Annotated in this window: 11 protein-coding genes; 4 read left to right on the forward strand and 7 right to left on the reverse strand. The window is 69.9% G+C overall.

Going from position 1 to position 14,266, the window contains the following annotated elements; genetic code table 11:
• From AB1578_00800 to galE, 3 genes are all read left to right on the forward strand, one after another.
• A complete protein-coding gene (locus tag AB1578_00800) occupies positions 1–1,344 on the forward strand; it encodes a UDP-glucose/GDP-mannose dehydrogenase family protein (GenBank protein MEW6486439.1) in 1,344 nt (447 codons plus the stop codon).
• Between the two features lie 66 nt (positions 1,345–1,410).
• Positions 1,411–2,397 carry a UDP-glucuronic acid decarboxylase family protein gene (locus AB1578_00805; GenBank protein MEW6486440.1) on the forward strand — a complete coding sequence of 329 codons (987 nt, stop codon included), beginning with the start codon at positions 1,411–1,413 and terminating at the stop codon, positions 2,395–2,397.
• A gap of 49 nt (positions 2,398–2,446) precedes the next feature.
• Entirely contained in the window at positions 2,447–3,454 is a 1,008-nt protein-coding gene (gene galE, locus AB1578_00810) for a UDP-glucose 4-epimerase GalE (GenBank protein MEW6486441.1), read from the forward strand.
• On the opposite strand, the gene AB1578_00815 is transcribed toward galE, so the two are convergent.
• The 7 genes from AB1578_00815 to larE all read right to left on the reverse strand — a co-directional run bounded on the left by AB1578_00815 (position 3,451) and on the right by larE (position 13,423).
• Positions 3,451–7,227 carry an SLBB domain-containing protein gene (locus AB1578_00815; protein MEW6486442.1) on the reverse strand — a complete coding sequence of 1,259 codons (3,777 nt, stop codon included), beginning with the start codon at positions 7,225–7,227 and terminating at the stop codon, positions 3,451–3,453. The genes galE and AB1578_00815 overlap by 4 nt on opposite strands.
• Positions 7,228–7,569: 342 nt before the next feature.
• Positions 7,570–8,709, reverse strand: a complete 1,140-nt coding sequence (gene tyrA / locus AB1578_00820; GenBank protein MEW6486443.1) for a bifunctional chorismate mutase/prephenate dehydrogenase — start codon at positions 8,707–8,709, stop codon at positions 7,570–7,572.
• Positions 8,710–8,769: 60 nt separating this feature from the next.
• The gene (locus AB1578_00825; protein ID MEW6486444.1) at positions 8,770–9,003 is read right to left on the reverse strand and encodes a MoaD/ThiS family protein; all 234 of its coding nucleotides are present in this window, start codon (positions 9,001–9,003) and stop codon (positions 8,770–8,772) included.
• Between the two features lie 60 nt (positions 9,004–9,063).
• A complete protein-coding gene (locus AB1578_00830) occupies positions 9,064–10,815 on the reverse strand; it encodes an aldehyde ferredoxin oxidoreductase C-terminal domain-containing protein (protein ID MEW6486445.1) in 1,752 nt (583 codons plus the stop codon).
• 65 nt (positions 10,816–10,880) lie between these two features.
• The gene (locus AB1578_00835; GenBank protein MEW6486446.1) at positions 10,881–11,753 is read right to left on the reverse strand and encodes a LarC family nickel insertion protein; all 873 of its coding nucleotides are present in this window, start codon (positions 11,751–11,753) and stop codon (positions 10,881–10,883) included.
• The gene (gene larB / locus AB1578_00840) at positions 11,750–12,526 is read right to left on the reverse strand and encodes a nickel pincer cofactor biosynthesis protein LarB (protein MEW6486447.1); all 777 of its coding nucleotides are present in this window, start codon (positions 12,524–12,526) and stop codon (positions 11,750–11,752) included. The genes AB1578_00835 and larB overlap by 4 nt, the downstream gene beginning before the upstream one ends.
• A 60-nt stretch (positions 12,527–12,586) precedes the next feature.
• Positions 12,587–13,423, reverse strand: coding sequence for an ATP-dependent sacrificial sulfur transferase LarE (gene larE / locus AB1578_00845; protein ID MEW6486448.1), 837 nt, complete (start codon positions 13,421–13,423; stop codon positions 12,587–12,589).
• 270 nt (positions 13,424–13,693) lie between these two features.
• On the opposite strand from larE, the gene AB1578_00850 reads away from it, so the two are divergent.
• On the forward strand, positions 13,694–14,263 hold the full coding sequence (locus AB1578_00850; protein ID MEW6486449.1) for a methyltransferase domain-containing protein: 570 nt from the start codon (positions 13,694–13,696) through the stop codon (positions 14,261–14,263).
• Positions 14,264–14,266 lie beyond the last annotated feature (3 nt).

Below are 14,266 nucleotides of genomic sequence, written 5' to 3' on the forward strand. Positions count from 1 at the left end.
ATGAAACTCTGCATCATCGGCACCGGCTACGTGGGATTGGTCACCGGCACGTGCTTCGCGGAGATGGGCAACGACGTGGTCTGCGTGGACGTGGACGCGCCCAAGATCGCCATGCTCCAGGAGAAGAAACTCCCCATCTACGAGCCGGGGCTCCAGGAGATCCTCGACCGCAACGTGGACGAGGGGCGCCTGACCTTCACCACGGACCTCGCCGCGGGCATGACGGAGAGCCTCATCCTGTTCATCGCCGTGGGCACCCCGGAGGGAGAGGACGGCTCGGCCGACCTCCAGCACGTGCTCGCCGTGGCGCGCGCCATCGGCCGGGAGCTGGACGCCTACCGGATCGTCGTGACCAAGTCCACGGTGCCGGTGGGCACGGCCGAGCGTGTGCGCGGTGCCATCCAGGAAGAGCTCGCCTCCCGGGGGGCCGAGGTGGAGTTCGACGTGGTCTCCAACCCCGAGTTCCTCAAGGAGGGCAACGCGGTCCAGGACTGCTTGAAGCCCGACCGCATCGTGGTGGGCACCGACAACGTGCGCACCGCCGAGCTCCTGAAGGAGCTCTACGGCCCCTTCACCCGCACCAACCACCCCGTGATCGTCATGGACGTGCGCTCGGCAGAGATGACCAAGTACGCCGCCAACGCCATGCTCGCCACCAAGATCAGCTTCATCAACGAGATGGCGAACCTGTGCGAGCGGGTGGGGGCCGACGTGGCCAACGTGCGCCTGGGGATCGGGGCCGACAGCCGCATCGGCTACCAGTTCCTCTTCCCCGGGGTGGGCTACGGCGGGTCGTGTTTTCCCAAGGACGTCAAGGCCTTGATCCGCACGGCACGGGCCGCGGGCTGCGAGCCGCGCATCCTGGAAGCGGTGGAGGCGGTCAACGTCCGGCAAAAGGCCGTGCTGCCCGAGAAGATCCTGGCCCACTTCGCCGCCCAGGGCGCCGACCCCCGGTCCGCGACGGTGGCCGTGTGGGGCCTGGCCTTCAAGCCCAACACCGACGACATGCGGGAGGCACCGAGCCTCACGGTGGTGGGGCGGCTCCTGGAGGCGGGCGTCACCGTGCGCGCCTATGACCCGGTGGCCGAGGAGACCGCCCGCCGGGCCTTCGGAGACCGCCCAGCAAACGGGGGCCTCACGTTTTGCTCCACCAACTACGACGCCCTCCAGGGGGCCCACGCCCTGGCCATCTGCACCGAGTGGGGCGCCTTTCGCCGGCCCGACTTCGCCCGCATGAAGTCCCTCATGGCCTCCCCCGTCATCTTCGACGGCCGAAACCTCTACGAGCCCAAGGACATGCGCCGGCTGGGCTTCACCTACTTCGGGATCGGGCGAACGGCGTAACGGACCATCCGTCCCCCGTTACCCGTTACCCGTTACCCGTTACCCGTCCCCCGTCTCGAGGCCCCCATGCCCGTCGATCGCAACCACCACCTCTACAACACGTCCCTGCGCTCCGACCTCCGGGTACTGGTCACGGGGGGCGCGGGGTTTCTGGGCTCCCACCTGTGCGAGGCACTCCTGGCCCAGGGACGCGAGGTGATCTGCGCCGACAACTTCTTCACCGGGCGCAAGGCCAACGTCGCGCACCTCCTCGACCACCCCCGCTTCGAGCTCCTGCGCCACGACGTGACCCACCCCCTCTTCGTGGAGGTGGACCGGATCTACAACCTGGCCTGTCCTGCCAGCCCCGTCCACTACCAGTACAATCCGGTCAAGACCATCAAGACCAGCGTGCTGGGGGCGATCCACATGCTCGGCCTCGCCAAGCGGGTGCGGGCGCGCATCCTCCAGGCCTCCACGAGCGAGGTGTACGGCGACCCGGCGGTCCACCCCCAGCCCGAGACCTACTGGGGCCACGTCAACCCCATCGGGATCCGCAGCTGCTACGACGAGGGCAAGCGATCGGCCGAGTGCCTCTTCATGGACTACCACCGCCAGAACGGGGTGGACATCCGCATCGCCCGCATCTTCAACACCTACGGCCCCCGCATGCTCCCCAACGACGGCCGGGTGGTCTCGAACTTCATCGTCCAGGCCCTGCGGGGCGAGCCCCTCACCGTATACGGCACCGGCTCCCAGACCCGCAGCTTCTGCTACGTGGACGACCTGGTGGACGGCCTCGTACGCCTCATGAACACCGAAGGCCTCACGGGCCCGCTCAACCTCGGCAACCCCTCGGAGTTCACGATCCTGGAGCTCGCCCAGCAGGTTCGTGAGCTCACCGGCTCCCGCTCCGAGATCCGCTTCCTCCCCCTGCCCTGCGACGACCCGACCCAGCGCCAGCCCGACATTTCCCAGGCGCGGGAAAAGCTCGACTGGACTCCCAAGGTGCCGTTGGCAGAGGGGCTTCGGAAGACGGTCGTGTACTTCGACGCGCTGTTGACGCAGACCTGACCGGGCGCCAACTCTCCGGCCCCGCCTGCTTCGCTCCAAGGAATCCCCCATGCCCGAAGCCATCCTGGTCGCCGGCGGCGCCGGCTACATCGGAAGCCACGTGGCGAAGCTCCTCGCCCGGCGGGGCTATCACCCGGTGGTGCTGGACAACCTCGTCTGCGGCCACCGCTGGGCCGCCAGGTGGGGCACCTTCGTCGAGGCAGATCTGGCGGACAAGGAGGCGGTCCGGGAGGTCCTTCTCGCCCACCGCATCCGGGCGGTCATGCACTTTGCGGCCTACGCGTACGTGGGAGAGTCGGTGCGGGACCCGGGGAAGTACTACCGGAACAACGTCGCCAACACGCTTTCGCTGCTGGAGGTGATGGCCGAGGTGGAGAGCGAGCACTTCATCTTCTCCTCCTCCTGCGCCACCTACGGCGAGCCTTCCTCGATTCCCATCGCGGAGGACCACCCCCAGCGGCCCATCAATCCCTACGGGCGCACCAAGCTCGTGGTGGAGCAGATGCTGGCAGACTTCGAAACGGCCCACGGGCTGCGCCACGTGAACCTGCGCTACTTCAACGCGGCGGGGGCGGACCCGGAGGGAGAGCTGGGGGAAGACCACGACCCGGAAACCCACCTGATTCCCCTGGTGCTGCAGGTGGCCCTGGGCAAGCGCCCCCACGTCGCCGTGTTCGGCACCGACTACCCCACCCCCGACGGCACCTGCGTGCGCGACTACATCCACGTGAGCGACCTCGCCGAGGCCCACGTGCTGGCCCTGGAACACCTGCTCGGCGGGGGCGCCAGCCGCTCCTACAACCTGGGCAACGGCCAGGGCACCTCGGTGGGCCAGGTCCTGGAAGAGGCCCGGCGGCTCACCGGCCACCCGATCCCGGCCCTGGAGGCGCGCCGTCGCTGGGGAGACCCGGCCTCCCTCGTGGCCAGCGCCGCGAGGATTCAGGCCGAGCTGGGCTGGAAGCCCCGCTTCCCGGACCTCCCCGCCATCCTCGAGACGGCCTGGCACTGGCACCGGGGACGGAGAGGTTCGCAGGCCGTCGAAAGACCTCCCAGCTAGAAGATCGCCACCGCCACGCCCGCGGCGATGGCGATCTGGTAGAGGATCTGGGAGATGTCCCGGAACTCCTTCAGGTAACTCACCCGCAGGAGTCTTTCCGGAACCAGGACTGTGTCGCCGGGGTAGAGGTCGAGGCTCCGGATGCCGCCCCGCGTCCACCAGTTGGTGCCCCCCTCGCCCTCGGAGCTGACCACCGTGCCGTCCGCCCGAACGACGTACATGCGCTTTTCCTCGGCATCGGGGGTCGGGCCGCCGGTACGCTGGAGGTAGTAGCCGGCCCGGCGGTTGTCGGGCTCCCAGAGAAGGCTGGTGGGGTTGTACACCTGGCCCACCACGGCCACGGTCTGGGGCCTCTCGGGCACCGCCAGGGAGTCGCCATCCTCGAGGATCACGTCCCACTCGGTCCCCTCCAGCTCCCGAAGCGGGAGAAGTTGGATCACCACCCGCCCCGAGGCCTGGATGCTCACGAGCTTCTGGAGCAGGGCCTGCTGGGAGGCCAGGAAGTGCTGCTGGATGGCTACGTCCTCCGGGCTCAGCGCCGCCTGGACCTCCTGGGAGGACGCGCGGAACACGGCTTCCTGGAGGCGGTCCCGCAGCTCGTTCAGGCGCTGCTGCTGCTGGCGGCGGGCGCTCTCCCGGGTGAAGACCGCCCCCCGCAGGTACGCCTCTGCAGTATACCCCCCGGCCCGCCGCAGGACGCTCGACAGGCGTTCCCCCTTGGCCACGTGATACGCTCCGGGAAACGTGACCTCCCCCTCCAGGGTGACCTGCCGGGCCCGCTTCCACTCCGGAATCTTCTTGACGAAGAGCCGGTCGTAGGGCTGGAGGGGAAAGTTCGCGGCAGGATCGCCGGCCATGGCGGCCGCCAGATCGAAGGGGAGGGTTCGGGTTTCCCCCGTCTCTCCGGCCAGGAGCTCGGTGCGCACCACCTCCGCCTCGGCCACGTAGGCCTCCTCGGTGAGACCGCCGGCGGCGAGCACCAGGTCGCGCACCCTCATGTTGCCGGCGTACGGGTAGTCGCCCGGGCGGTTCACCATGCCGGAGGCGCTGATCCGCTGCACCGGGGCGAAGTCGTAGGCCGAGTGGATGACCACGTGGTCCAGGTCCTGGAGCACCAGGTTCGCATCCGGATCCCCGGTGAGGGCACCTCCGAGGTCGAACACGTGGATGGTCACCGCCTTGGTGGCGGGATCGGTCCGGTACAGGTGGGCCACGGGAAGATGTGCGTCCTTGGTCAGGCCTCCCGCCTTGAACACCAGATCCCGGGCCGTCATCCCTCGCGTGAGCGGGACCGCCAGGGCCACGACCTCCTCCCGCTTGGGGGGCTCCGGCGGCTCCAGGGGCACCTCGGCGACCTGCGACCCGGGCGCCGTCGCCCCCGGAACGGCGGACAGCCCCGCCCGCTGGCGGGCGAACAGGCCCGAGGGCGTCATCGCCCCGGTTGCCGCGATGGCGCGTCGCATCGCCTCCGCGTCCGCCCGGTCCGCTTCCTCCGCGGTCTTCTCCGAGGTGATCTTGCGCTCCAGTCGCTCCCGGATGGAGAGCCCCCGGGCCAGCTCGGCCTCCTCGAAGGGGAGTCTGGCCTTCTCGTCCTGTCGCTCAAGGACCTTTTCCTTGAAGCGGAAGACCTCCCCTTCGACGAGCACGGTGGGTTCCTGCACCGCGGACCAGGCCTTGTGCACGATCAGCTCGTCCTCGTCCTGGAGCACGAGATTCTGGACGGGGTCGCCCGACAGGGCCAGCGCCAGGTTCAGGTACAGGGTTTCGCGGGCGCGGTCGGGAAGGTAGCGCAGCAGCTCGGCACGGCTGAGAAGGGCATCCGGCGCAAGCCCCCCCGCCAAGCGCGCCAGGTCGGCCACCCGGCTGCCCTCGGCGATGCGGTACACGCCTGCGTTTCGCAGCTTTCCAGTGGCCCTGGCCCGCAGCGGGGGGCGGAACTGCTCTCGGGGAAATACGTAGACCTCGTCCCGGGGCTCGAGGCGCAGGTTGTCTTCCGACCCACGAGAGGAGAGCGCCTCCCCCAGGCGGAACGGAAGCACCGCGGGCATCCGGGCGTCGCCGCTCTGCCGCAGGACCACCGCGTAGGAGAGATCCACCTCGGGCTTGAGTCGCTCGGCGGGACCGACCAGGTCGGCGGCGCGCATGCCCTCGCGAAAGGTGTAGGTGCCCGGTTGATAGACGTGGCCGAACAACGAAACCTTATTGGACAGCTCCGGGGACAGGGGGTACACGCGCACGACGTCGCCGTCCAGGAGGATCAGATCCTGTTCGGGGGCCGCGAGCGAGGCGTCGAGGGTGACGCGGCTTCGGTTCTCCAGGGTGCGCTCCACCCGGACGCGCCCGGCATCCCCGTCGGCGTCCAGCCCGCCGGCAAGAGCCAGGAGGGCGCGAAGGCCCTCACCTCCGCGCAGCTCGTAGATCGCGGGCCGCCGCACCTTGCCGTGGAGGTGCACGAGCGTTTGCGCCTTGGGCACCATCACCACGTCCCCGCTCTGGAGCGGCGGCCCCTCGGCTGTCTCCTCGGCCTGGAGAAAGGCGTAGAGGTCGAGGGTACCGACCGCTCGGCCCCCCCGGCGGTGGGTGACGGCCCGCAGCGACCCCAGGGGTGTGGGCCCGCCTGCCGCCATCAGGGCATGGACGGCCCCGGAGAGGGGGGAGAGGGTGACGGTCCCCGGGCGTTCCACCTCCCCCACCACGAAGACCTGAACGGCGCGCATCCGGCCCATGGAGACCGCGGCGCTCACCCCCGTGATCGACTCGGCCCGAGCCTGGAGCAAGGCGCGGGCCTGGGCGTAGGTGAGACCCCCCACGCGCACCGTGCCCACCTTGGGGAACTGGACGCTCCCCTCACCGTCCACCAGCAGGACGTGCTCCTCGGAGAGCCGCCCCCACAGGCTTACGAGCAACTCGTCGCCGGGACCGAGCCGGTAGCCGTCCGGCGGCGGCATGCCCTCGGGAGGAATGAAGGCGTCGGCCGGAGCCTCGAAGAGCTTGCGACCATAGAGCTCGAGCTTTTCTTCCACACGGGCCACCGTCTCGCCCCGCGCGCGGATGCCGGACAAGACGTCACGAATCCCGTCCCTCAGCTCGATCCGGGCTGCCTCCAGCGCCTCCCGATGTTCCTCCTCGGTGACTCCCAGCGCCTTGCGTCTCTCCTTGAGGTGCTTCTCCTCCGAGGTGTCGAGGAAGTCGTCCTCGAGGAAGACGAGCAGGATGGACCGGTAGAGCTCGTTACGCCGGTGCTGTTCCAGAACCCGGTCCACCAGGCGCTCCCCCTCGGCGTCGGTCATTCCCTGGTCCCGCGCCCGCATGACCAGGAACCGGCGGTCGTCCTCGGAGACCTCCCCTTCCTCGGCCAGGGCCTGGACCTGCTTCAGGAGGTACGTAAAGCGCTCGGACTCCTGCCGGGTGACCTTCTCGGCGAGCTCGGCCGCCTCCCGGGGCTCGATCTGGAGCTCCCGGGCCTTGAGCTCCAGGAAGCGCTTCTCGTCGTCGTCGAGAAACCGATCCCGGAAGAGGTCCCGCACCAGGCTCTCGTACACCTTGCGGTTGCTGACCCGAAGCTCTTCTTCCTCCGTGGGGCGGCGTTCCGCAGAGGGCCGCTCCCGCTGGCTCGGAGCGGCTCGCGGGTCCTGGCCCCGCACCCCGCCGGTACCGAGAAGCCGCTCCAGGTTCTGGAGTTGGGCAGGGTCGACCCCCGAAGGAACCTGGGCCGCGGCAACACCGGCTGCGAGGACCAAAGCCAGCAGAAGGCAGAAGAAACGGTGCCGCATGCGCTACCTCGCAAAGACGGTTTCCAACGGGGTTCCTGCCTCGAAGCCTGTGCCGGGGCGCCCACCGCCGGCTTCGCCCGTCCCGGTCGAAGCCGGCAGAAGAAACGCAAGCCGGACGCCCGAGCCGGCTCGCCGGCAGTTGCGCAACGCGCCGGCCCGGCAGGAAGTACCGCAAGGACGCGCTGGGCAAGGAGGGATGGTCGGCCCGCGGGTCCGGGTGGGGAGGGGTTATAGCACGCGGCTGCGAGGGGCGGCAACGGCCCCGGAACCCCTGGAGCCACCCCCCGGGTGGTAAGCGGGGTACGGGACGCCGGCGCTACCCGACTCCACGTCGGAAGGTCGTCAGAACCTCTCCACCAGCTTCTCGATGAGGTAGCTCGACTCGCGGATGGCCTGGTCGCCGAAGGGGCCGAACCACTCGGAGATGCGCCGGAACTCCCGGACGAAGGCATCCTTGTCCCCGGTCTCGATCATGGCGAGATTCTCGGCCACGCTCTCCAGGTAGCGGCGCAGGAGCGCCCGGCGCTCGGGCGTGGCGAAGACGATCTCGGCATACAGGCCCGGGTCCTGGGCGAAGAGGCGTCCCACCATCCCGAGCTCCAGGCGGTAGATCGGGCTCGAGAAATCCAGGGTCCGGGTCAGGGCCACGCCCTGGCGGCACAGGAACTGCCCGAAGGCAAAAGAAGCAAAGTGCCGAAGGGCCTGCACCACCGCCATCACCTCGTCGTGCTCCTCGGCGGTGGCCTGCACCAGCACCGCCCCCCAGGCGGCCAACTGCTCGAGAACCCAGAGGCAGTCCTCTTCCCGGCGCCCCGGGGTGACCACGACGATCTGCTTGTCCATGGTGGTCGTGGTGGGGCCGAACATGGGGTGGAGCCCCACCACGGGGCCCGGATGGGCCGCGAGCATGGCGTGCAGCGGCCCGGTCTTCACGCTGGTGATGTCGGCCAGCACGCAATCCGGCGCCAGATGGGGTCCGAGGCGGGAGGCCGCTTCCGCGGTGGCGTCGATGGGAACGGCCAGGACCGCCAGATCCACCCCCGCCGCCAGCTCACCCGCCCGCTCCCAGTCGTCCCGCTCCAGCACCCGCACCTCGTACCCTGCGGTGCGAAACCACCCCTGGAGCCCCCGGCCCATGCTCCCCTGCCCTCCCACCAGGAGCACCGCGGCGCCGGGACGCACGCCGTGGTATGCCAGGGAACGGGACTGGGCCACCCGGGACGAGCGCAGCAGTCGCCGAAACACGTCCTCCACCAGGTCCGGGTCCAGGCCGGCCGCCTCCCCCTGCCCCCGCCGCCGCGAGATGAGATCTTCCTCGCGCGCCGGGTGGTAGAGGGGAAGCCCGCGAGCCCTCTTGAGCTCCCCGACCTGCTCCACGACCCGGCGCCGCTCCGCCAGGAGCTCCACCAGCGCCGCATCCGCGGCGTCGATGCGGCGGCGCAGCGCCTCCAGCTCCTCCCGATCCCGTCCGTCGTCGTTCATTGCACCGTGTCCATGGGCGGCAGGAAGAGCAGCCCGTTGCCGAACAGAACGGGCGAGGCCTCACCCCCCCGCCACGGGTGGAAAGACGCTCAGGGTATCGCCGTCGGCCAGGGGCTGCTCCAACGTGGCATGGCGGCCGTTCACGAGGAGGATCTTGGGCTTTTCGAGGGGAACCCGGTAGCGCGCGAGAATCTCGCCCACGGTGGCGCCCCCGGGTATCTCGGCCGGGTAGGGAACGGGCTCGGGGGGCAGGAAGTCGCGCAGGCCTGCGAAGAACTTGAGGTGAACCACCATGGGGAGCCTCAATGGAAAAGAGACGGGGGCCCCGGAGGGCCCCCGTAGGCACTGGAATACCTATTTCACAAAATTGAAGACCTGATCGAGCTCTGCGTCGGGCACCGTGAACACGGTGTTGTGGGGCGCGAGCTTCTCGGTGCGCATCCAGTCCGGGAGCCGGTCGTGGGCGTTGGTGAAGCCCGCCGCCTGGTTGAACTTGCGCTCCATGGAGAGGACCGTCTTTCCCAGCTCCACCACGTCGTCCACCTTGAGCTCGGTGCCGTAGAGGCCGTTGATCATCTCGCAGGCCTGGGGCAGGCCGTCGGGGTTGTCCAGGAGCGCAAAGGCCACGAAGAGGCAAAGGCCCGTGGAGTCCACCGCCGCCGTGGCGATCTGGAGGTTGCGGGAGAGGTCCACCTGCCCCTCGGGCTTCAAGGGGTCCACGTAGCCCCCCACCTTGAGGATGTTGGTGGCGATGGCGTACCCGGCGGTGTGATCCGCCCCCTGGGTGGAGGTGGCGTAGGTGACGCCGATCCCCTGGATGGCCCGAGGCTCGTAGGCCGGCATGGCCTGACCCTTGACCGTGGGGATGTGGTCCACCCCGAAGCATCGCCCCGTGGTGTCGGTTCCGCAGCCCAGGATGCGCCCGAGCGGGGTGCCCTTGCGCACCTCCTCCAGGAGCCGGATGGCCGCGCCGGCGTCGCCGAACTTCGCGAGCCCCGCCTCCATGGCCACGCCGATGGTGGCCCCCATCTCGATGGTGTCCAGCCCGATGTCGTCGTCCAGGTAGTCCATGCGTGCGATGGCGTCCAGGTCGTCGATGCAGCAGTTGGTGCCGTGGGCCCAGATGGTCTCGTACTCGGGCCCCTTGGAAATGTAGTGGCCGTCCTTGTCCGCGTAGATCCGCGAGCACTGGATGATGCAACCCGAGTGGCAGCCATGGGGGAGCTTCCCGTCGCCGCCCCGCTTCACGATCCGGTCGTGCTGCTCCTCGCCCGAGATCTTGGACGCCCCTTCAAAGCTCCCGAGCCGGAAGTTCTTGGTGGGGAGCCCGCCGGCCTCGTTGATGATGTTCTGGAGCACGTTGGTCCCGTAAGTGGGGAGCCCCTCGCCGGTGACCGCGTGGTCCTTCAAGATCTTGGCGAACTTGCGGGACGCCTCGCTCAGCCGCGCCTTGTCCTTGGGCTCCTTCATGGACGTGCCGTTGTCGTCGCACACGATGGCCTTGAGCCGCTTGGAGCCCATGAGCGCCCCCAGCCCGCCGCGGCCCGCGTGGCGGGTGGGCCGCAGCTCCGGGTCGGTGCAGGCAATCGAGGCCGCGGTGAGGCCCCACTCGCCCGCCATGCCGATGGTGATGTAGCCCATCTTCTTTTCGCCATACTTGGCCGTGAGCTTCTTCACCGCGTCGTAATTGCCGAGCTCCTTGAGCTCCGGGCTCTCCACCAGGGAGATCCCGTCCTTCTTGAGCACCAGGGTGTAGAGCTTGGCGGGATCTTCGGGCTTGTCCTCGATGACCAGGGCCCGGATGCCGAGCCGGCCGAGAATCTGCCCGGGCTGCCCGCCTGCATTGGACTCCTTGATCGTCCCGGTCAGCGGGCTCTTGCCCCCCACCGAGATCCGGCCCGACTGGACCGCCGAGGAGCCGCCCAGGAGCCCCGGAGCGAAGACGAGCTTGTTGGTCGCGCCCAGCGGCGGGCAGGTGGGGGGCACCTCCTGGGAGACGATGGCCGAGGTCATGGCCCGGCCGCCGAACGCGGCCCACTGGGCGGGTATGGGCTCCTCCGTGATCTTCCGGGTCCTCATGTTGACGCGCACGATCCGGTCTGCCATCTGATCCTCCTTTTCCCGTGGGAGTGGGGTGACGAAACACCGCGAGATCCGAGGCGCCGTGGAGTCTACCCGAGATTCGCGGCCTGGCTAGGGGCAACCGACTCCAGGGCCATCCCCAAAGTGGCTCGGAAGAGCCCCGGTACTCCAAAATCCCGGCTCCCCGCCCCGTACCCCACCCGCTCCACGACGAGGGGGGGCAGGGGTGCGAAGCCCGCGCAGAAGTGCTTGAGGAGCGCGGCGCCGGTGGGGGTGGCGAGCTCGCCCCGGACCCCGTCGGAGTAGATGGGGGCGCCCCGCAGGAGCTCCAGGGTGGCAGGCGCGGGCACCGGCAGGACTCCGTGGGCGCACCGCACGGTACCCGACCCCACGTGGACGGGGGAGCACCACGCCTCGTCCGCCCCCACTTGGCAAAAGGCCGAGGCGGCTGCCACCACGTCGGCGATGGAATCGAGCGCCCCCACCTCGTGGAAGTGGACCTCCTCGGGGGACCGCCCGTGCACCTTGGCCTCGGCGGCCGCCAGGAGCTCGAAGACGGCGACCGCATGGCCGGCCACGGGCCCGGGAAGCCCCGCCCCCCGGATGAGCGCCCGAATCTCCGGCAGGCCGCGGTGGCGGTGGTGGCCGGGGAGGGCCGGGTTGGGGTGGTGGTGCCGGTGGAGGGCGTCGTGTCCGTGTTCTCGGCCGTGTCCGTGCCTCTGACCGCCCCCCTCCGCCGGCTCGTCCACGGGGTGCCCGGTGCCGGGGTCGAGCACGTCGAACTTGGTCCCCACGAGACCCCGGCGCTCCACCCTGCAGGCCCGAAGCTCCAGGCCCTCCACCCCCAGGGAAGCCACGTGGCGCTGCACGGTCTCCAGGTTCGCCCCCAGGTCGAGCAGCGCACCCACGAACATGTCGCCGCTCACACCCGCACAGGCGTCGAAGTAGAGGATGCGCTTCACCGCCCCTCCTCCTTGTGCCGGGCGCCGCAGGCCAGCTTGTTGATCATGTCCGCCTGGTAGGCGGCCCCGAAGCCGTTGTCGATGTTCACCACGCTGATCCCCGAAGCACAGGAGTTGAGCATGGCCAGGAGCGCCGTGATGCCCCCGAAGCTCGTTCCGTACCCGACGCTCGTGGGTACCGCGATCACCGGCACGTCCACCAGCCCCCCGATGACCGACGGGAGCGCCCCCTCCATCCCGGCCACGGCCACCACGCAGTGGGCGCGCCGGAGCACGTCGCCGTGGGCGAAGAGCCGGTGGATGCCCGCCACCCCCACGTCGTAGACCCGCTCCACTCGGCTCCCGAAGACCTCCAGGGCCACGGCCGCCTCCTCGGCCACGGGTAGGTCCGAGGTCCCCGCCGCCGCCAGGGCCACCAGGCCCACCGGGGGCGCGGTGCTCCGGCGCAGCTCCACGAGGCGGCACAGCCCGTGATAGCGGGCCTCCGGCACGCGCTCCTGCACGGCCTCGGCCACGGCCTGGCTCGCCCGGGTGCACAGCACGTTGGGGTTGTGTCCGGCCAGGCGCGCGAAGATTTCCCCCACCTGCGCCGGGGTCTTCCCCTCCCCGTAGATCACCTCGGGGTAACCGTTGCGCATGCGCCGTTGGTGGTCGATCTTGGCGAACCCCACGTCCTCGAAGGAGAAGCTCTTGAGGCGGCCGAGGGCGTCGTCGGTGGAGATCTGCCCCTGTTTGAGGCTTTCCAGAAGGTGGCGCAGGTGGTCAGGGGTCATCGTCTTGTCCGTTGTCCGTTGTCCGTTGGAGTTTGGGACCGATCGGTCGGATCGGGTTCGTCACCCGTCACCCGTCATGGGCCGAAGGTCCTCCAGCACCTCGTTCATGGCGCCGGTCCGGTAGCCTTGCAGGTCCAGGGCCACGTAGGCGTAGCCGGCGGCCTTGAGGGCTGCCACCACCCGGTCTCGCAGGCCGTTGGCGACCCGGTCGAACTCCTCCGGGCCCACCTCCAGGCGGGCCACGTCGCCGTGGTGGCGCACCCGGAGCACCCGCAGGCCGAGCTCCCGCAGGGCCTCCTCCGCTCGCCCCACCTGGGAGACCTTCTCCTTCGTGATGCGGACCCCGTAGGGGAAGCGCGACGAGAGGCACGCAAACGCGGGCTTGTCCCAGGTGGGGAGCCCCAGGGCCCGGGAGAGCGTCCGGATGTCCTGCTTGGTGAGGCCGGCCTCATCCAGGGGGCTCCGCACCCCCAGCTCCCGGGCGGCCTGGCGGCCCGGGCGGTAGTCCCCCCGATCGTCGGCGTTGGTGCCGTCGAGCACGTGGGGCAGGCCCTCGGCGTCGGCCACTTCCCGGAGCTTCCCGAAGAGCTCCTTCTTGCAGAAGTAACAGCGGTTCTTGGGGTTTTCGGCAAAGCCCGGGACGTCGAGCTCCTCGGAGACGATGACCCGGTGCCGGGCGCCCATGCCCCGGGCAAGCGCCTCCGCCTCCCGGCGCTCCCGCTCCGGGTACGTCTCGGAAGTGGCCGTCACCCCCAGGGCCCGGTCCCCCAGGACCTCCCGGGCCACCGCCAGGAGGAAGGTGGAATCCACCCCACCCGAGAACCCGACGACGACGCCACCGAGTTCCCGCAGGGCAGCCGTCAGCCGCTCGCGCTTCCTGATCAGAACATCTTCCATCTTCGCCTTCCTCTCGCAGCCCGTCGATTCAGTAGGATGCCCGTCCAACCGCCTGCCCGTTCCCGTGCGACGATGGGGCGGACGAGGCGGAACCAGATCCACGCCCCCGGCGCTTCCCGATGCGACACCCATGGTAGCGCACGGGGCGACGCCGCAGGTAACATATCTGCGCGCCAGCAGCCCGACGTTGCTTGTGACTCGAAGGCATCGGCGCGCATCCGTACCGCGGCAGTTTCGCTACCCCTTGCCGGAGTTCCCCGAGGAGCTGCCATGCCCCAGGTCCCTGCCGAGGCGGGCAAATCCAGCTTCGGACTGATCGACGAGGAGCGCTTCTTCGCCGCGCTCCCGCTCCCATCGGTGCGCCGCGCGCTGGACCTCGGGTGCGGCGCAGGCCGGTACACCCTGGCCCTGGCCGAGCGCCTTCCTGCCGGCGCGTCGGTGCACGGGGTCGACCTCTGGGCGGAAGGCGTGGAGAAGTTGCGGCGCGGGGCCCGGGAGCGGGGGCTGGAGCACGTAACGGCCGACACGGGGGATCTGGCCGACCTGGGCGCCGTGCCCGACGCCCGCATCGACCTCGTCCTCCTGGCCACGGTCCTGCACGACCTGGCCGAGAGGGGAGAGGCCGCCGCGGCGCTCGCCGAGGCATCCCGGATACTCCGGCCCCGGGGCTGGCTCGCGGTGGTGGAGTTCAAGAAGATCCCGACGGAACACGGCCCCCCGGTGGCCATCCGCCTGTCCCCGGGCGACCTCGCGGCGCTCGTGACCCCGTTCGGCTTCGCCGAGCCGAGGGTGGTGGACCTGGGACCGAACGCCTACCTGGCTCTCTTCGTCCGGGGCTGAAGC

It is taken from the genome of Thermodesulfobacteriota bacterium, assembly GCA_040756475.1.
GTDB lineage: Bacteria > Desulfobacterota > Deferrisomatia > Deferrisomatales > JACRMM01 > JBFLZB01.